General features: G+C 53.4%; 15 protein-coding genes. 5 read left to right on the top strand and 10 right to left on the bottom strand.

Annotated elements, in window-relative coordinates; genetic code table 11:
* Positions 1 to 26: 26 nt before the first annotated feature.
* Both ACZ52Z_RS09265 and ACZ52Z_RS09260 read right to left on the bottom strand, forming a co-directional pair.
* A complete protein-coding gene (locus tag ACZ52Z_RS09265; RefSeq protein ID WP_464270453.1) occupies positions 27 to 473 on the bottom strand; it encodes an FKBP-type peptidyl-prolyl cis-trans isomerase in 447 nt (148 codons plus the stop codon).
* Between the two features lie 47 nt (positions 474 to 520).
* Complete coding sequence (locus tag ACZ52Z_RS09260; protein WP_464270452.1) at positions 521 to 1,921, bottom strand: NAD(P)/FAD-dependent oxidoreductase; 1,401 nt, start codon at positions 1,919 to 1,921, stop codon at positions 521 to 523.
* 319 nt (positions 1,922 to 2,240) lie between these two features.
* On the opposite strand from ACZ52Z_RS09260, the gene ACZ52Z_RS09255 reads away from it, so the two are divergent.
* Complete coding sequence (locus tag ACZ52Z_RS09255; protein ID WP_464270451.1) at positions 2,241 to 3,524, top strand: ATP-dependent 6-phosphofructokinase; 1,284 nt, start codon at positions 2,241 to 2,243, stop codon at positions 3,522 to 3,524.
* Positions 3,525 to 3,538: 14 nt separating this feature from the next.
* On the top strand, positions 3,539 to 4,087 hold the full coding sequence (orn, locus tag ACZ52Z_RS09250) for an oligoribonuclease (protein WP_464270450.1): 549 nt from the start codon (positions 3,539 to 3,541) through the stop codon (positions 4,085 to 4,087).
* Positions 4,088 to 4,132: 45 nt separating this feature from the next.
* Here orn and ACZ52Z_RS09245 read toward each other — a convergent pair whose 3' ends face one another.
* On the bottom strand, positions 4,133 to 6,625 hold the full coding sequence (locus ACZ52Z_RS09245) for a glycogen/starch/alpha-glucan phosphorylase (RefSeq protein ID WP_464270449.1): 2,493 nt from the start codon (positions 6,623 to 6,625) through the stop codon (positions 4,133 to 4,135).
* A gap of 253 nt (positions 6,626 to 6,878) precedes the next feature.
* Between ACZ52Z_RS09245 and ACZ52Z_RS09240 the strand changes: the two genes are divergently transcribed.
* Positions 6,879 to 9,284 carry an ATP-binding protein gene (locus ACZ52Z_RS09240; RefSeq protein ID WP_464270448.1) on the top strand — a complete coding sequence of 802 codons (2,406 nt, stop codon included), beginning with the start codon at positions 6,879 to 6,881 and terminating at the stop codon, positions 9,282 to 9,284.
* Positions 9,285 to 9,366: 82 nt separating this feature from the next.
* On the opposite strand, the gene ACZ52Z_RS09235 is transcribed toward ACZ52Z_RS09240, so the two are convergent.
* Both ACZ52Z_RS09235 and ACZ52Z_RS09230 read right to left on the bottom strand, forming a co-directional pair.
* A complete protein-coding gene (locus ACZ52Z_RS09235; protein ID WP_464270447.1) occupies positions 9,367 to 10,701 on the bottom strand; it encodes a histone deacetylase family protein in 1,335 nt (444 codons plus the stop codon).
* Positions 10,698 to 12,362, bottom strand: coding sequence for a hydantoinase/oxoprolinase family protein (locus ACZ52Z_RS09230; protein WP_464270446.1), 1,665 nt, complete (start codon positions 12,360 to 12,362; stop codon positions 10,698 to 10,700). The genes ACZ52Z_RS09235 and ACZ52Z_RS09230 overlap by 4 nt, the downstream gene beginning before the upstream one ends.
* A 156-nt stretch (positions 12,363 to 12,518) precedes the next feature.
* Here ACZ52Z_RS09230 and ACZ52Z_RS09225 point away from each other — a divergent pair, with 156 nt between their 5' ends.
* Entirely contained in the window at positions 12,519 to 12,893 is a 375-nt protein-coding gene (locus ACZ52Z_RS09225; protein WP_464270445.1) for a hypothetical protein, read from the top strand.
* A 101-nt stretch (positions 12,894 to 12,994) separates the two neighbouring features.
* Here the strand turns inward: ACZ52Z_RS09225 and ACZ52Z_RS09220 are convergent, their stop codons facing one another.
* The 4 genes from ACZ52Z_RS09220 to ACZ52Z_RS09205 form a co-directional block, all read right to left on the bottom strand.
* Positions 12,995 to 13,585, bottom strand: coding sequence for a hypothetical protein (locus ACZ52Z_RS09220; protein ID WP_464270444.1), 591 nt, complete (start codon positions 13,583 to 13,585; stop codon positions 12,995 to 12,997).
* 112 nt (positions 13,586 to 13,697) lie between these two features.
* Positions 13,698 to 14,447: a sulfite exporter TauE/SafE family protein gene (locus ACZ52Z_RS09215; RefSeq protein ID WP_464270443.1), complete on the bottom strand. Its 750-nt coding sequence runs from the start codon at positions 14,445 to 14,447 to the stop codon at positions 13,698 to 13,700.
* A 71-nt stretch (positions 14,448 to 14,518) separates the two neighbouring features.
* Positions 14,519 to 15,118: a flavodoxin family protein gene (locus ACZ52Z_RS09210; RefSeq protein WP_464270442.1), complete on the bottom strand. Its 600-nt coding sequence runs from the start codon at positions 15,116 to 15,118 to the stop codon at positions 14,519 to 14,521.
* A 68-nt stretch (positions 15,119 to 15,186) separates the two neighbouring features.
* Entirely contained in the window at positions 15,187 to 15,927 is a 741-nt protein-coding gene (locus ACZ52Z_RS09205; RefSeq protein ID WP_464270441.1) for a DUF2293 domain-containing protein, read from the bottom strand.
* A gap of 554 nt (positions 15,928 to 16,481) precedes the next feature.
* On the opposite strand from ACZ52Z_RS09205, the gene ACZ52Z_RS09200 reads away from it, so the two are divergent.
* Complete coding sequence (locus tag ACZ52Z_RS09200) at positions 16,482 to 17,204, top strand: class I SAM-dependent methyltransferase (RefSeq protein WP_464270440.1); 723 nt, start codon at positions 16,482 to 16,484, stop codon at positions 17,202 to 17,204.
* A gap of 71 nt (positions 17,205 to 17,275) precedes the next feature.
* On the opposite strand, the gene ACZ52Z_RS09195 is transcribed toward ACZ52Z_RS09200, so the two are convergent.
* Positions 17,276 to 19,363: a PAS domain-containing hybrid sensor histidine kinase/response regulator gene (locus ACZ52Z_RS09195; RefSeq protein WP_464270439.1), complete on the bottom strand. Its 2,088-nt coding sequence runs from the start codon at positions 19,361 to 19,363 to the stop codon at positions 17,276 to 17,278.
* Positions 19,364 to 19,429 lie beyond the last annotated feature (66 nt).

The following is a 19,429-nucleotide window of genomic DNA, read 5'->3' as shown; positions in this document are numbered from 1 at the left end:
TTTCCGCTTCCCCCCAATACGCCGTGTCACCCGCCTTTGTTTTCTTCCTGGTCCTGAATGTCGACCACCGTGACCTCGAAATAGAGCGTCATGCCAGCAAGGGGATGATTGAAATCCACCACCAGCGTGTTGAATTTGTCTTCGTATACCACCCCTTCCATCCGCTGCCCTTTGGAGTTGATCGCGGTCACTTTTTCCCCCACTTCCCGCGCCTCTACGGGGATGTGCTCGCGTGGTATCTCTATCAGGGAGTCAAGGGTAAGTTCACCGTAGCCTTCATCCGGCTCCACAACAAAGGCTTTTTCTTCGCCCACCTTCATCCCGTCCAACGCCTTTTCCATACCGGCAACGATCTCCCCTGCGCCGTGGATGTAGATGAGCGGTTCTTCCTCCAGGGTGCTCTCATACACTGATCCGTTCTCCAGCTTCAGCACATAATGGACGGTGACGGACTTGCCTGCATCAACCTGCATGGGTTTTCCTTATTATTGAGGTTCTTGTGGCCCTGGGAAAGGGGTGATTATTCCTGTACCCGGCGAATGATGGCCTTTGCCGGAATAAGGGCGGTGGCAGTTGCCGAAACAATGTTTCCTGCTACACCAGGCCCGTCACCTGCAACGAAGAGCCCTTTTATTGCTGTCTCAAGCTCATTGTCGGTTTCGACCTGGGTGGCGAAAAATTTAATTTCCGGGGCATAGAGCAGGGTTTCGTCATTAGCCACCCCGGGGACTATCTGATTGAGCTGCTCCAGGCCGTCGACCAGGTTTGTGAGGATTCTCTCCGGCAGCGCCATGGCAATATCGCCGCAGACGACATTGGTCAGGGTCGGTTCGATATAGCTGTTGTTGATTCGGTTCCAGGTCGAGCGTCGCCCTCTTTTTAAATCGCCGAAACGTTGCAGGATCGGTTTTCCACCACCGATAAGGGTCGCGAGCTTGCCTATGGATTCTCCGTACGCCTGATTATCCTCCACCGGGTCGGTCAATACCACCTTGGAGAGAAAGGCAAAATTGGAATTTTCCGACTTGCGATCCATGAGCGCATGGCCGTTGACACAGACAAAGTCCTGATAGTTTTCCAGGGCGACATAGCCGCCGAAATTAGTGCAGAAGGTCCGGGTCTGGTCATCATACTTGGTTGTACGAATAAAAAAGGTGGGGTCATAGATGATCGAACAGATATCCTGCATGATCTCATTATGTACCTCCACCCGAACCCCGACTTCGATTCCCCGCTGGCTCACATTAATGCCCCTGCGTTTGACGACCCCGGCAACCCATTCTGCCCCAACCCTGCCTGGAGCAAGAATGACATGAGGTGCGTGATAGGTGGCTTTGCTGGTGACGACACCGGTCACCTTGCTGCCATCGTCCACCACGTCTTCAACGATTTCGGAGTGGTGAAAAGTGACGCCTTTGTCGGCAATGTATTGCCTCATGGCATCGATATGGTAGGGCAGATTGTCCGACCCGAGGTGCTTTTGTTTGATAATCAACAGGTCGATCCCACACTTTCTCGCTTCCTTGCGGATCTGGCCAGCTGCCTCTCGATCGGTTGGGAAGACCTGCCCGTCCATGCCAAAGCGGTTGAATATTTCTTCCGTCTCGTCAATGAGTGCACAGGCGTCGGCAGTGGAGAGAAATTGGGTCAGGTCGGTTTTACCGAGTTTATGAATAAAATTGAGCTTACCATCGGAAAAAAGTCCGGCACCGCCGATGCCGCATAGAATATTGCACGGCTGGCATCGAATACAGCCCTTATCGCCAATGGGACATTTTCGCTGCAGGGGCGGTTTACCTTTTTCAATAACGAGCACACGAAGCGATGAGTGTTCGCAGAGGTAATAGGCGGCAAAGAGACCGGCTGGTCCCCCGCCGACAATGATCACATCATAGGTTGTGGGGCTGGTGGGTGTATCCATTGACGGTGTCTCGTATGGTGCGTTTGTGAACGTGCACGGATAAATAGAGAAGAAAAAGCCGTGAGCCCGAAGGCCACGGAGCCAAGACCGCCTATCTTTCTGCCATATTTCATCGGCGTTGGCCAGTGCATTTTTATGTGCACCAAACTAGGGCACGAAAAAGAAATTGCGGATATTGCCCATGAGGAATACCTTACACTATAACCGGTTGATGAATTGAGATCCCTGTCAGACCTCTGTTCATTGCAAGGACATGAATGGCAGTGACACTATCTATTAATGTGATTTCAATGGTACTGCCACAAAAGGGAGGAGAGGAGTGGATTCGAGCGACCTGAAAGTACAGTGTCTGGGAGAGTGCCAACACGCTTCTCCCATGCAAGGGGTCTGTTTTACTGACCCGGCACAGTCGGTCCTGTACCATAACCAGTATGAGGATATACGGCCTTATTTTGAACGAGGGGTCGATCCGCCCTCCTTTCAGGTTGCCGGTCCCAGGAAACATATTTTTTTCGATCCCCCCACCATATCCTGCGGTATCGTCACCTGCGGTGGTCTCTGTCCCGGACTCAATGATGTTGTGCGGGCCATAGTGCTCAGCCTGCATCATCATTACAACGTCAAACGGGTCTTTGGCTTTCGTTACGGCTACGAAGGATTGAATCCCTGCTATTATCATACTCCCATCGAGCTGACGCCCACCCTGGTCGAAGGGATACATCTCCAGGGAGGCAGTGTTCTCGGGTCATCCCGAGGGCCGCAGGATGTAGGGGTAATGGTGGATACCCTGGTACACCTGGGGATCAGTATCCTGTTTACCATTGGCGGCGACGGTACTTTGCGGGGTGCTGCGGCCCTGGTCGAAGAGATAGACCGGCGCGGTCTGGATATCGCAGTGGTCGGTATTCCCAAAACCATTGACAACGATATCTGCCATGTGGATTTTTCTTTTGGCTATGAGACGGCTGTAGCCGAGTCAAGGCACTCTACTTACACCGCGCACGTGGAGGCGGTGGGAGCGCGCAACGGAGTGGGTCTGGTCAAGCTGATGGGACGCGAGTCCGGATTTATTGCCGCAGCGGCCGCGTTGGCAAATAGCGAGGTGAATTTCTGCTTGATTCCGGAGGTGGAATTTCGTCTTGAGGCTTTGCTCAAAGCGTTGGAGCGCAGGCTTCGGCTACGCGGTCATGCGGTTATCGTTGTCGGTGAAGGAGCCGGTCAGCAGCTTTTCGAGGACGACCTGGGGCAGGATGCCTCGGGCAATTGCAGACTTGGTGATATCGGGATGTTGTTGAAGGCACAGATTTCCAGGTATTTTCACTCCATTGGCACGGAAATCACGCTCAAGTACATTGACCCCAGCTATATGATCCGTTCCACGGCGGCTTCGGCATATGATAGTGCGTTCTGCCTGCAGCTGGGGCATTATGCGGTCCATGCGGGTATGGCGGGGCTGACCAATGTTCTGATCGGTCATTGGAATAATAGATTTACCCATGTTCCGATACCGCTTGCCACTCGGGGGCGGAAGAAGGTGGACCCCAAAGGAAGGCTGTGGTCGAGTGTCCTTGCCGCCACCGGTCAACCTGCGCAATTGCTGTAAAAGCGGAGGGGAAAATGAAAGAGCCGACTAACCTCATTTGGATTGATCTGGAGATGACGGGGCGAGACCCTTTCACTGACCACGTTATTGAAGTGGCTACTATTGTGACCGACAATAACCTGGCTATCCTTGCCGAGGGACCGGTAGTGGCCATCCACCAGAGCGAGGATATCCTCAAGGACATGGATGAATGGAATACCTCCCACCATACCCGCTCAGGGCTGCTGGAACGGGTACGCAACAGCCAGGCGGATTACCGCAGTGCCGAGCAGCAAACCCTCGATTTTCTTCGTCAGTGGGTGCCAAAGGGAATGTCACCCATGTGCGGTAATTCCATCTGCCACGACCGACGATTTCTAGGTCGTTTTATGCCGGAGTTGGAGGCGTATTTCCATTACCGGAATATCGATGTCTCAACCCTGAAGGAATTGGCAAAACGGTGGGCCCCAGAACTCGCCGAAGGGGTCAGGAAAAATCACCGGCACCTGGCCCTGGATGATATTAGAGAGTCCATTGCCGAGTTGCTCTATTACAGGGACTGTTTTATCAGCTGCCTTCCTTGATGCAGCGCTGCTCTTTCAGGACGACAGCGACTGCAGCGACCATTTTCAGTTGTTTTCCACGGTTACTCCCCATATCTCCTCCGCATATTGCCGTATGGTCCTGTCACTGGAGAATTTGCCCATCCGGGCTACGTTCAATATGGAGCGACGGGTCCATTCGGCGGTGTCGGTGAAGCACGCTTCCACGGAGCGCTGGCACTCCAGGTAGGATTCCAGATCCAGGAGCAGCAGGTACTGATCGTTTTCACTGAGCAGATCATTGACCAGGGGCCGGAACAATTCGGTATCGCCTTCGCTGAAGACACCGGCGGCTATGGCATCGATAACATTACGCACCGCAGCATTATTGGTATACACCTGATAGGGAGTGCAGGATTTTATCCTTTTTTCATGTGCAGCTTCTTCGGCAGTCATACCAAAGATAAAGATATTCTCCTCACCGACTTCCTCCCGGATTTCTATATTGGCGCCATCCAGGGTGCCGATGGTTAATGCTCCATTCAGGGCTAATTTCATGTTGCCGGTGCCCGATGCTTCGGTACCGGCAGTGGATATCTGCTCGGAGAGGTCGGCCGCCGGGATGATAATCTCCGCTAGGGTGACATTGTAGTTGGGGATAAAGGCCACTTTGAGTCGGTTGTCTACCCGAGGGTCATCGTTGATAACCTCAGCCACGGAGTTGATCAGCTTGATAATGAGTTTTGCCCGGTGATAGGAGGGCGCGGCCTTGCCGGCAAAAATGACGGTTCGTGCCGGAGAAGTGGTTTCCGGGGAGGTGATGAGGCGCTGGTACAGGTCAATGACATGAAGGACATTGAGCAACTGTCGCTTATACTCGTGAATACGCTTGATTTGAATATCAAACATGGAGTCCGGGTGGACGACGATTCCGGTTTGATTTTCAATCAATGCCGCCAGGCGCTGTTTATTCTCCTGTTTTACCTGCTGCCATTGCTGTTGGAAGGTTGGTTCCGTGGACAAGGGTTCCAGGCGGCGAAGTTGATCAAGGTCAGTAACCCAATCATGTCCGATTTTTTCGCTGATCAGCGTAGAGAGACGCGGGTTGCATTTCAGCAGCCACCGACGCGGGGTAATGCCGTTGGTTTTCGAGTTGATCCTTCGGGGGTACATTTCGTGGAAATTGCGAAACAGGTGCTGCTTCAGCAGTTCGGTGTGCAGGGCGGCGACCCCGTTGACTGAATGACTCCCTATAATGGCAAGGTTGGCCATCCTCACTCTTTTGGGCTCTCCTTCGTCGATGATGGACATTTCCTGCAATTTTCGCATGTTGCCGGGGTATCGATCTGTAACCTCTTCTAGGAATCTGCGGTTGATTTCATAGATTATTTCCATGTGTCGTGGCAGCACCCGAGAGAGCATCTCCACGGTCCAGGTTTCCAGCGCCTCTGGCATCAGGGTGTGATTGGTGTAGGCAAAGGTTTTGACGCAAATGTCCCATGCCTCCACCCAGCCCAGCTTTTCCTGGTCAAGGAGGATGCGCATCATCTCGGGAATGGCGATGGCCGGGTGGGTGTCGTTTAATTGGACTGCCACCTGGTTGGGTAGATCGGTAAAGGTTGTATTGTCCTTGCGGTACCGTCGAAGGATGTCCTGAAAGGTGGCGGCCACGAAAAAATATTGCTGTTTGAGCCGAAGCTCCTGCCCTTCACGAATATCGTCGGAAGGGTAGAGGACCTTGGAGAGTGTTTCCGAGCGTACTTTGTGTTCTACCGCACTGATGTAGTCGCCGGCATTGAAAAAGTTGAGGTCCAGCTCACGCGACGCTTTTGCCTTCCATAGACGCATATTGATGACATGGTCGTTGTTGAAACCCGGCACCAGCATGTCGCAGGCCATGGCCATAATGACTTCGGTATCGACCCATTGTGCCCTGTAGTTTCCATCGGCATCGGTACCGCTGCTGACCCGGCCGTAAAAGTGCACCGGATACATAAACGAGGTGCGCTCATAGAGCCACGGTGAACCCAATCGCATCCAGCTGTCAGGAGCCTCGACCTGGTACCCATCGACAATGGCCTGGTTGAATAGACCGAAATCATAGAGAATTCCATATCCGTAAGCAGGAATTTTCATGGTGGCAATGGAGTCCATGAAGCAGGAGGCGAGGCGTCCCAGACCACCGTTGCCCAGGGCCGCATCCTCCTCGAATTCCTGAAGCTTTTCAAGGTCATACCCGAGTTGTTCCAGTGCTTCGGTGACCTGGCCCATAATACCCATATTCATGATCGCATTGCCCAGGGAGCGGCCTACAAGAAATTCCAGCGAGAGATAGTATACCCGCTTCTGGTTGCGGGCATAGACGGTTTTCTGCGTGGTGATCCATTTTTCCATGAGCATATCGCGTAGTGCATAGGACAGTGCTCGATATACATCCTGGTTGCCGGCCATCTGCGGATCTCTTCCCTGGTAGCTCACCAGGTGATGGCGTATGCAGGCCTTGAGTTGATCAATGCCGGCCTCGCCGAAAATGAATGTGTAGGCATCTTGAGAATTGGGAGTTTCCGTATGCAGGTCCATAGCCTCTCCTTGGGTTGGTGAAAGGTAGGGAAAAGAAATAATTGCAGAAAAGAATTGATTATACCTTGAAGAGTGTAATGCAAGACCCTTTATTTTGCCAATGAATATGATACAATCAGTGTAAGCGGCTATCTCGACAAGGCATAATGTCCGGTGAGTCGTGCCGGTGAAGTCAACATGAACAGAAGGCGAGCGGTTCGGCATGGGGAAATCCTGCCTTGCTCTTGCAGCCGTATCGCATACTAGAGGGAGCATGAACCGGAAATCGTCCCCTTCGCTTTTTTTTACCAATCAGATGGTTGATGCGGACCTTCTTCAGGCCATTGTCCACGCCATCCCAGACCCGGTGTTTGTCCACAACCGGCAACACCGTAGGGTGTTCGCCAATCAAGCCTTCCACCGTTTTTTTCTCCCCACTATCGATACCAGCCCCAGCGACCCGTCGCTTTCCATCTACCCGAAAAGTACGGCCAGCATGATTCGTGAGCGGGATGATCTGCTCTTTCGCACAGAGAGCGCGGCCACCACCACGGAGCAGATGGTTGATGGGCAGGGCGTGTACCATAGCCTGGTTGTCTCAAAAACGGTCTGCAGGGATGGGCAAGGTGAACCTGTTCTGGTTGGGGTGGTACGGATTGGTGGTCAATCCTGCGGCTGCACTGCAAATGAACGGCAGGTCAACAGGGTGCTCGAAACCCTGGCGCTTGGAGGGACCAGGGAAAAGGTGCTCGGCATGATTCTGGAGATTGCCGAGGAACAGTTCGATGGGATGACGGCCTCTATTCTACTGGCTGATACCGTAGCCGGGGTGTTGCGGCAACCTTTGCCGTCCAGATTGCCCGCCTTTTTCCAGCGCGCCATCGACGGTACGCCTATACGAGACCAGATGGGATCGTGCGGAACCGCTGCTTTTCGAAAACAGCGGGTTATTGCTGAAGACCTGCAGACCCACCCCTACTGGCGGCGGGTAAGGGAGCTGACCGAACGTGCACAGCTCAGGGCATGTTGGTCAGAGCCAATTATTACCTCCAACGGCAAGCTGGCCGGTACCTTTGCACTGTACTACAATCAGGCGAAATCTCCGGTCAGGGAGGAGATTCAGCTGATGGAGACCATGGCCCACCTGGCGGCAATCGCTATTGAACACCACCAAGTTCAGGAGGATAAAGCGCTGCTGCGGCGGATGTTGTCCGATACCATCGACTCCATGCCTTCGGTACTCATTGGCGTCGACGAAAAAGGAAAAGTTACGCAGTGGAACCTGGAGGCGGAGAAACAGACTGGTGTCAGCCAGCAGCAGGCAGTCGGGCGTTCTTTGGCGGCGGTCTATCCCAATTTTTCGGCCGGGATACTGAAAAAAATAGAGGCAGCGGTCAACAGCCAATCCATGTTCTCCAATGTGCCAAATATTCGGGAGCAGGGGGGAGGGGTACTCCATGAGGAACTTACCGTCTACCCCCTTTCTGGCGACGGAAGCAAGGGCGCTGTTATCCGTGTGGACGACGTTAGCGAACGGGTACGAATGGAAGAAGCGATGGTGCAGGCCGACAGGATGATGTCCATAGGCGAGCTAGCCGGCGGCATTGCTCATGACTTTAATAACATACTCGTTGGTATTTTAGGGAATTTAAACCTTGCGGCACTCTACCTGCAGGAGCAGAAAAAGGTCGCCGACTTGATACAAAAGGCGGAAGACGCCTCCTATCGGGCCAAAGAACTGGCCAACCAGTTACTGACCTTTGCCAAAGGCGGAGCACCGGTTCGCCGCGTAACAACCTTGGATTCGATAATACCGGGAGCCGCCCAGTTTATGGTGAGCGGCAGCCAGGTCCGTTGCAGTTTTGATTTTCCTCCAGAATCATGGCCGGTTGATGTAGATGAAGAACAGATCAGCCAGGTTGTTCATCACCTGGTGCTCAACGCCAAGGAAGCCATGCCCGAAGGTGGAACCATTGGCATCCACTGCCGTAATTTGGTGAGAGAGGACCTTGATTTTCCCCCGTTGCTTGATTGTGATCGATGCGTTGCTGTGACTGTCAGCGATCAGGGACCCGGTATCCCCGAGTCGATCTGTCAGCAGATTTTTACCCCCTATTTCAGTACCAAGCCAAAGGGAAACGGATTAGGGCTGGCTGTCTGCTATTCGATAATAAACCGACATGGCGGATATATAACGGCAGAAAAGAGGAGTGAACGGGGCGCGACGTTGACCTTTTTCCTGCCAGCAAGCGACCTGCCGGCAGAGGCGGCGGAGAGTGTCTGTCAGCTGCCGGTGGTCAAAGGGGAGGGACGTATACTGGTGATGGATGACGAACCTGTCATTTGCACCCTGTTCAGCGAAATGCTGCAATATCTAGGATTTGAGCCCGTTACGGCCCATGATGGGGAGGAAGCGATTCGGCTCTATGCAGAGGCACACCGCAAAGCGCCCATTTGCCTGGTGATTATGGATTTGACCGTCCCGTCAGGGATGGGGGGCAAGGAGGCGGTGAAGAGGTTGCATAGCAGGTATCCGGAGGCCAAGGTCATTGTAACCAGCGGCTATTCCAGTGACCCGATACTGGCCGGTTTCAGGGAATATGGCTTTTGCGGTGCATTGGCAAAACCCTTTGAACTCGGGGAACTGGCCGCACTGCTTTCTCGCGTACTGGCTGAATAGGGCTCGTCTTGGTTGTCGGGGGCAGGGCAAGCAACCGGCTTTCCTGTGCACATTGGCCTGCCCTGCGGTGATTGCTATTTTTTTAGTCGTTCTTTTCGTTTTTTTTCGATTCATAGGTGTCATCTATCCGGTCCTGAAGGACAACAGCGCCAAAGCCCAATGGATCGGTTGCGTGATACAGGTTTTTTGCCGTGTCGTGACAGCGTCTGCAGCTGTTGAATGGGACGGAAAAGGCATGGACAGAGTTGTTGAGGCCAGATGCGGTGATTTCCGTAAATCCTGGGCAGTCGGGACAGGTATGATAGGACCTGCTTTCTTCCACGTCAAATCCGGTGGTATCGTAGAAGATACGCTTGTTGGTGGTGACCACTTTTTCTCCGGCCATTTCTCTTTTTAAGTTGTCCCGTTGGCGGTACAACTCCAGCGCCTGGTCGCATACCGCTGCTATATGACTGTTCATATCCGGCGTTTGGGTAAAATTTCGCGGATCATAGTCCGGCTCTCGCACGTTGGATGTATCCAGACCCGCCATGGCCAGGATAATCCCCAGGTTGGTATAGGGAAGTGCTCCTTCAATGGAATAGCCACCTTCGAGTACGCAGATATCAGGATTTAGCCGGCGATTGAGGCGGGCGTACCCCTGGGCGGTAAAATTCATATTGGTAATCGGGTCGGTGTAATGGTTGTCCTGACCAGCAGAGTTGATGATAATTTCCGGTTGAAAGTCTTCAAGAATCGGCATGATTGTCCGTTCCATGGCCATGTCAAACCCTTCTTCCGAGGTGCCGGGCGGCAATGGCAGGTTGATGGTGTAGCCAGGAGCAGAGGGACCGCCGGATTCATGGAGAAAACCGCTTCCAGGGTAGAGCGTTCGGCCGTCCTGGTGCAGTGAGATAAAGAGGGTATCGGGATCGTTGTAAAAAATGTCCTGGGTGCCGTCGCCGTGATGGCAATCGGTATCAACGATGGCTATTTTTTTCACCCCGTAATGACGGCGAATATACTCCACCATAATGGCCTCAATATTGACGATACAGAATCCTCGATCGCCAAAGACGGTCTGCATGGCATGGTGGCCGGGTGGTCTGACCACAGCAAAGGCTTTTTCCACTTCCTTTTCCATAACGGCCCGTGCCGCCCTGATCGCCCCACCTGCCGAGATGAGGTGAGATTCGGTTAGCAGTTGTCGCGATGACGGCACACAGAGGTGCACCCGGTCGACATCGTGATACCGGGCCAGCTCAGGATTGAAAAACTGTATGTTTTCTACATCTTCAAGTCCTTCCTCAATAAGTTGGTCCTTGGTATAGAGCAATCGCTCCTCTCGTTCCGGGTGGGTAGGGCTGATACACCAGTCAAACGCCGGAAAAAGGACCAGACCTGTGGGGTGCGGGGCGACGGGCATAAAGTGGGTCATGTTCTGTCCTCCTGCTGAAGTAGGTCAAGACCGGGACGAATCTGGGCCTTCAGCGAGATAATTTTGCCGGAACTGCTGAATCCTTTGACGGTATTCATTTCCTGACGCTCGAGAAAATCGATTTCCGGCAGGGTATCCATGCCGAAGTTGCCGGCCAGCGTGGTGATCACTTCCGTGAGTCGCTTCTCCGCATCTTCCATGTCAAAATAGGAGCGAATGTTTTCCCTGCAGCCTATTTCAGGAATGGAGAGGGTTTTGTCTGTGGTATCGGCGTAGAGGGTTGCCTGTACTGTGGGCCGCGTCCTTGCTGCGCCGATGGCATTTGCCACTTCAAAATGATGCGGGACACTGCACTGCAGCTGAAAACGCTCGGCAAGAATCTCCTGCATGGCCTGAGCCGGTCCGCCGACGATGATGATTTCCTCAGGGTTGATCCGTTTCCGGTTGAGCAGCGCTGCCACCGTATAGACCGGACGACTGAAGACCTCGTCAATCATGTGATCCACTGCGTTGTATATCTGATCGGCAAAGGCAGCCAGCAACTGTTCTGCGGTCTGGTGAGGTTTCTGGTTCGGATGGAGCTGGAGCATGGCATCAACCGCTCGTTGTTTATCGCCGATTTTCATGGATCCGATCACGATCATGGCATCTGTAGGGGTTGGTGTACTACCGCCAAGCGCCATGGGCGGCCCGCTCTTATGCGGCCCGATGGTAAATCCATCATTCGATGGAAAGACAGCGCTGTCGCCTCCCAGACCCACGCTGGTAGTATTGAGCGCCCTGATCAGGGTCGGCCGCTCCCTGATGGTAACCCCATAGGGTTCCAGCAGGGGAGACCCGTCGGCCAGGATGGCAATATCGGTGGTTGTCCCGCCAATGTCGAGCAGGATGGCATCATGGGTGTCAGTTTTCAGGGCCATGCAGCCCATAACGCTGGCCGACGGACCAGAGTGCACGCTTTCACAGGGAGTATCGCCGGCAACCCCAAAGGGAATGGTGCCTCCATCGGCCTTGAGAATGTGGCAGGGACAGGTTAGGCCCAAGCGATGGAGCCCGGTTTCCATGGCTTGTTTAAAGAACATGAAGCGTGATTTCAAGGCCGCATTCAACCAGGTGGAATAGACTCGCCGGGGGAAGTTGGGCAAACCGGATATGCGGTGCCCCTTGCTGATGTGGGGAAAAGCATCTGTCAGCTGGTTGCTGATATACTCTTCATGGGCATTGTTTCGGTGCGAAAACTTCGTTACTACCCCAACACTGGTGATGCCATGTTGCTGAAAGGCAGTGGCAGCATCCTCAATTATCCGGTCACTGGGTTTTTTGATGATGTGACCGCGATGATCAATGGCGCCGTCAATGAAACAGACATGTTCTCCGCAGTCAAGGAAGGCGGGGTTCATTCCCGGACCCGACTGGATCAGCATGCCTACCGGTTCGTAGGTCTGGTTGACGATGGCGTTGGTGCAGAGGGTGGTGCTCAGATGAATGCGTGACACATCGCCCGGATTGTCAGGGACAAGAGACTGGAGAAGGGCGATGATGGACTCGCTCAGGTTGTCTTGATCTACCAGTACTTTATTTTTGACCAGGATTGATTCGCCGTCTACCAGAACGCCGTCAGCGTGAGTTCCGCCTACATCGATGCCAATGAGAAGGGCCATGATAACCTCGCGAGAAAAGGTGCGGTAAATGCCGGGAAGCAACGCATTGCATAGTATTGGGTTGCTGGTAGAGTAGATTACTCGCAAGCGGCAAGGAAAAACAAGTTTTTTTGCTGTTGATGAAGGCGAACTCTTTGTAAATAGATGAGAATTTTCTTGGAAACAGTACCTGTCGGCGGGCGCTTCCACCCTCATCTGCGACGGTTGGAGCGCAGGCACCGAACTGCTCGTTTTGAAGTAATGGTCGCTCAGCAGCAGACGCTCATAGCACCGCAATTAATGCGGCAATGCGGCATGGCAGTAAACACAGAGGAGATCGTCCGCCTTGGCCTCTTTGCCGCAATCCGGGCAAAATTTGGCTGCCCTTGGAAAGGCTCTCGACTGGAAATGGTCTTTCACCTGGGTGTCCAGCTGCTCCACCATGGAGAGGAGATGGCGCAGGGCAGCTGCGTTTTCCCGTCGCAGTCTCGAAAGAAGTATAGCGTTATAACAGCTCAGGACAACCATACTGCCTACGCCCAGCAAGAGTAGGCCGGAAAGAGCAGATGTTAAACCCATTGTTTCCTCCTTGTTTTGTAGAGAATAATACAGGTGAAACCGTTTGCCGTTGACAGGGGGTAAGCTGGGAGCAGTTAATCGGCTGCCAGTTTCCAGTCGTTTCCCTCCTTGGAAAAGATAAACTGTGCTTTATGTTCTTTATCGTCACAGTTATCGGAAAAGGAGGCAAACGGTGTCTTGTCCACTGTGGTATAAGTGACATAGGCAACCGCCGAACTCTCTCTGGTATCGGTTACTGTTGCGCTCACCTTGCTGAGGTTTAGCGTGCACGTCTTGACCCAGATGGTTGAGGGCGTCCTTTTTTCGATGAACGACGTTGCTTTTTCGGTTGGCTGTATGACGAACACCCGGTTGTGCGGATCGTGCATATATTTCTTCGGTGGAGGGGTGAGCGGTTGCAGGCTGATATATCCACCCCGTTCAAGGGGCAACAGGCGGGCATGGAGCTCGGGGTCCACCTCCAGTGCTTTTTTCGCAATGAGGTACGCATTATTGCCATAGAGTGGAAAAGGTGCACTATCCTGGAGAGGAAAAACCTCGCGGCGGAGCAGTGTGGTTGCCGCATGTTTGGTCAAGCTGCCGCTGTCGGTGAGCAGGAACAAGAGTGCGGCTGCGCCCAGGGAGAGCAGAACCAGGAAAAAAAAATGTTTGCCCGTACTGTTCATTACCGTTTTGAGGCATACCTCTGATAAAGATAGAGAAAAATATTTTTTACCACCATTACAGGTAGATCGGCAATCTGTTTTTTTAGCTTGCCCGCACGGTTGTGGTGACTGGTCAGAAAAAGAGGATGTTACGGACTACCAGGTAAATGCCCAACAGCAGCAGCGACAGGAAGAAGAGGACTCTGAACAGGTTTCCAGCAAGACGTCGCCTTATTCGCTGGCCGAGCACCATGCCGCAGCTTGCCGGCAGCAGACCCATAAAGGAAAGGAGTCCTTGTTGCGGCGATAAGAGATCGTTGTCTCCCAGGGCCATTGCCAGGAAACAGGTTGAGAGCATAAACAGTATTCCCATTGCCTGTACGAGCTGATCCCGGGGGAGGCGCAAGGCGTTCAGGTAGGGTATTCCAGGCAGTATAAAGGAGCCGGTCATACCGGTAAAGATGCCGTTGAGGCAGCCGGATAAAGGGCCGAACCATTGTTCCTGTTGTTTACTCAGCACCGGTCGGACACCCGAGAGGCTGAACAGGGCGTAAGTGACCAGCAGCCCCCCCAGCAATGCCGAGAGGGCTGGAGGTGCGACCCTGGTGAGTACTGCCGCCCCCACCTGAATGGTGATGGCGGCGGTACAGAGAAATGGCCACAAGCGCTTCCAAAGCAGTTTACCATGGCCGCCTGCAAAGGCCTGCCAGATGTTGGTAGCCAGCGACGGCACCAGAACCAGTGCTATGGCACTGTGCAGGTCGATGATGACGGTGAGCAGCGCCAGGACAATGGTTGGCAGGCCGAAACCAATTACCCCTTTCACTACTCCGGCGAGCAGGAAAACTGCGCTCACAGCGATCAGCATCATCGGTTCATGCATGGGAGGTTTGCTGGCCAAAACCCGAGGTGCCTTTTCTCGAGCATGTGGTTTGGCTTTGACGGTGCAGGCGCTTACCCTTTAGGGTAGGAAGCCAGATGGGGATGAATGGCTTTGCCGAGCCAATCAATGGCCTGGCCCAGGTGCCGCATGTTGGCCATGCCTTCGTCGTCATTGGCGACTTCTGCTTTTTGCAGCCCAATGCCCATATTCCAATACGTTGAACAGGGAATGATCATTCGAGACATCTGGAACATATGGTTTATGGAGTCGTAAACATGGACCGCGCCGCCTCGTCGAACAGCTACAACTGCTGCGCCAATTTTTCCGGAAAATGCATGATCGTTGGCGTACGCCACAAAACCTGCCCGTTCGATCAGTGCCTTCAGATCGCCTGAGACTGCTGCAAAATAGGTGGGCGACCCGAGGAGCATGGCATCTGCTCGAAGCATTTTGGCGTAAATATCGTTAAATTCGTCCTTGTTGACGGCGCACCTGTTGTCTTGATTGGCAAAACACTGCTCGCAGGCAATACATCCCCGAATGGCGGTTCCGCCGACTTTGACCAGTTCTGTTTCCCAGTCGTTTTTTGTCAATTCTTCCAGCGCTGCCTTGAGCAGCAGTTCCGTGTTGCCGCCTTTGCGCGGGCTACCGTTTATGGCGAGTGCATACATACTCTCTTCCTCCTGGATATTGTTTGCATGTGGTTTCTTTCCATTTTTAAAAAATCCCACCAATGGCTTTATTCAGCCCGGTGTAGACATCCTGATATGTTGCGCTCCCCAGAGGGTGCCGCCCGGGTGCAAGCCTGTGCGAGTGACCGCTGCAGAGGACAGTCGGTCTCCGGAGGCTGACCGGCCCTATATTGATCAAGCAGGGTAATGGATTGTTGTGCAAGCCTTCGGCGCACTTCCCTGCGCAGTCCCTTTCGCCGGGCAATGTGCATCTGGTCATACCCGGTGGTATGGTGGCGAAGCCAGGCAATGACTGCAGCCTCAGCCCGTTTATTCAACGGCAGCCTGGAGGTTCTGGCCACTGTCCCAGAGCCGATAGGGGTGGTAAGTTCGGTCACGGCGCAGGCAAGTCGCTCTGCAATGGAATGGTGTACAGGCGGAAAGGCAAGAAAGTCGAGAACGCTCTGATAAAATGTCTCGACATATTTCCGGTGCTTGCGTTGTTTCCGCTGAAGATCAGCGGTACGTCTTTGCTGGTATTCAGGCGTCGACCGCTTCTTTTCCAGTTCTTTGGTCGCTGCATCAATGACCGCCCTATCTGCCCACACACCTCGCGCAATCAATCGTTTACCGTGTCGAACTTGCACCAGCCAGGTCGTGGTGCGGTTTTTCACGCTTTTAGTGAGCGGAGCGTCCCCTGCCTGAAGAAAGGCCCAATGGGCGGGAGGGAAGAGGGACTCGCCGCTTGTGGTGTCGATAAGCGCATTGGTCGCGGGACAGGGGTGAACAATTCGATGTGTAGCGGGCATCAGAACAAAGAGCAGAAAGGATGAAGAGGAGAAAATGCCTGGTCAGCTGGGTGAGCGGATAAGGAACTATGCGCAACGGTGTCCGGCAGCATCTGCAGGCGCCCAGGCAAAACAGGCGAGGCGACAGAGACTGCTGCCACCACAGACAGACAGTACTATACCGTCGCTAGCATGATTTGTCGCCATTTATTATCCTACTTCGCAGAGCCATCCCGTTGGACATTGCAGCAGCGGGGAGCACGAAATATAGCCTTGGGGTGAGCCGCATTCTTCGGCTGCACAAGCAGGAGAGAAGGCGCAGTTGCGTTATACCGGGAGCGAACATCGCAGTCAGTAATACGTGTAGCAAGCTATCGGTAGCGATTCTCCACTCTTTATGCTAAGTGTTGGCCTCACCGTATGTCCCTGCCAAGAGGTCATGGGACTGGTGTGAGCAAGGGTGATCCGGCCCACTCGTCCACCGCCCTTCTACACAGGGATGTTTTCGGCTTGAAACTGGATTTTTCCTGGTACTCCCTGTAAATGCCAATACTCCTTTTTATTTCGTGTTGTCTATGCAGCAGATTATTTGCGACCGGCAGAAAGACCCGCTTGGTGTTATGCTGCTGGATTATCTTCATGGTGATCACTCCGTTCAGGTGGATGTGCATTCCACCACGCTGGAAATGTCAGCAATGGACGGGCAGACTATGTTTCGAGCCTTTGCGGACATGGGAGAAATTGAGCGCCAGGCCCTGCATCGTTGCTACGGGCGTATCCTTGATGTGGGTGCCGGCAGCGGATGCCATACCTTACGCCTGCAGGAACGGGGATTCCAGGTGGATGCACTGGAAATATCACCAGGTTGCATAGAGGTCATGCGCCAACGGCAAGTGCAGCGGCCGATGCACGGGAGTGTTTTTTCCTTGAAAGGAGAACAGTGCTATAACACCATCCTTATGTTGATGAACGGTATGGGAATCTGCGGCTCGCTTGCCGGAATACATTATTTTTTCCAGCTCGCTTGGGATTTATTGGAGGGTGATGGACAGATTCTTGCTGATTCAACGGATATCAGCGGGTTGTACGCAGATGAAACAGACCTTGACCGGCTGGATGGCTATTATGGTGAAACTGAGTTTGTCATGACCTATAACTCCATAGAGTCCGAACCCTTTTCCTGGATTTATATCGACTATGTCTCCTTGCAGAGGGTTGCCGTCGCCCATGGATTGGTCTGCGAAAAAGTCGTGACTGGAGCAGACGGCAGCTACCTGGCCAGAATTCATCGACCATGAGATCTGTTGTGGGCTGGCTGTCTGGGTATGGACAAAGGGCATCGTCCTGATCAGCCAGCTAACCTCATTGTTCAGGACCCCAGGACCTGGCGCAGCAGGGAGGCCAATTCTTCCAACCGGTAGGGTTTGACCACGAATCCGGTGAAACCATATTTTTCGTAATTGGCAATGATGGTGTCCTGGCTGAAGCCGCTGGAGACGATCATCTTTACCTTGGGGTCAATCTCCTGCAAATGACGTGCGGTTGCTTCGCCGCCCATGGCTCCAGGGATGACGAGGTCCATTATGACCACGTCAAAGGGGCTGTTCGTATCCATGGCTCGAAGGTAGGCCCTGATCGCTGCTTCACCGTCCACCACCAGGTGAGCGGTATACCCCAGGTGTTCCAGCATGGCCGCAATGGTATGGAGAACAGACTGGTCGTCATCCATAACCAGGATGTTGCCGCTGCTTTTTTTTACCGGCAAAGGGTGTTGTTTGGTGTCTACCGTGACCTTGGAGGCCGCTGCAGGGAGGAGGAGGGAAAAAATTGTCCCTGAACTGTTAGTCGACTCCACCGTGATCGCCCCCTGATGCTGTTGCATGATCGAGTAGGCCGAAGCGAGGCCCAGTCCGTTCCCATTGGCTTTGGTCGTGAAATAGGGATCAAATATGTTCGGCAGATCTTCCTCCGCGATGCCGGTGCCGTGATCCTCAATCAGAATCTGTACATAGTTGCCAGCTTCCAGTCCGTAGCTGTTTTCCTTCTCCAGAATCCTGTTTTTTGCACTTACTCGGATAATGCCGCCCTCCGGCATGGCCTGATCGGCATTGAGCAGCAGGTTGGTGAGAACCTGACCGAGTTGGTCACTGTCTGCATGAATATCCCAGAGGTCGGGTGGAAGAGCATACTCACACAGCGATCTGGTCCCACTCAGTGCGAGTTGGCTGTTGGCCCTAATGACATGAGCAGCCGGTGTTTGGATTTTTACCGGTGCCCCCCCTTTGGAGAAGGTGAGAAACTGGCTGCACAGATCTTTGGCTTTCAGGCACCCTTGTTCTGCATTGAGCAAACGTTGGTATAGTCTCTCGGTTGGCTTTGCCTCCATTTTTGCAAAGGAAATATTACCCATGATGGTCATGAGTATGTTGTTAAAATTATGGGCTATTCCTCCAGCTAGGCGTCCAAGGGACTCGAGTTTCTGGACGTTGAGCAGTTTCGCTTCCGCCTGTTTGCGTGCGGTAATGTCTTCATAGGCTCCAAGCAGACCAACGATATTGTCCTCGGCATCGCGTAAGGGAACCTTGGAAGTGGAGAGCCAAATTTTTTTCCCTTCAGGGGTGGTCTGTGGTTCTTCATAGTGGAGTTTCGGCCTGCCGGTACGGATAACTTCCATATCGTCGTTCCGATATAATTCTGCCTGTTCCCGCCAGCCCATCGTGTAATCATCGAGCCCGATAAGCTGTTCAGGCCTTGAAAAGCCGGCATCAAGAGCAAAGAGCCGATTGCAGCCCAGATAGGAAAGGTCCAGATCCTTCCAGAAAAGGCGTACCGGTATGGTATCGATGACCAGTTGCAGCAGTTTATGGGCATCACGTATCCGCTGCCTGCTGTGACGTAACTCCTGCTCGACCTGCCGTATGGCAGTGATGTCGTCCAGAGTGACCAACACCTGGAGAGGGGCTGCATTCCCGGTTTTCCACTGGGGAATGGCGTTGATGCTGAGCCAGACTTTGTCCTGTTTGTGAGGGTGAACGATGGAGGCAACAAAGTTTAGGATCGGTTTTTTTTCCCGCAGGGCGCGAACCGATGGTTGCTGGGAAGCCGGAACACTCCTGCCACCCTCATCCAGCATTGTGCACGGAGAATCAATATAGGTCGTACCGATGAACTCCTCCCGTTCAAGCCCCAGCATGTCCAGTGCGGCCTGATTACAGTCAGCCACCGTCCCGTCCGCCTGGCGAATAAAGATTCCCTGGGCCATTTGTTCAAAAAGGGTACGGTATTTTTCCTCGCTGGCTTTCAGAGACAGCACATCGTTTGTCGTTTGCGCTTTCTCGGAGATCGTCAACGGGCGATCATGGCTGTCCTTGCGCAGGGAGGTATTCTGCTGTGCAAGCTGTCGTTCGAGCGCATCAACTTTTCTGCGCAGCTCATCATAGGTGGGTTGGTTCGACATCGTCATGCCTCATGTGCGCCGTACCGCAGGGGGATCATCGCCATAGGCCATGCGAGGCAACTGACT

It is taken from the genome of Desulfogranum aggregans, assembly GCF_055398265.1.
Note: the sequence above shows the minus strand (reverse complement) of the source record. Positions and strands in the feature narration are given on the sequence as shown.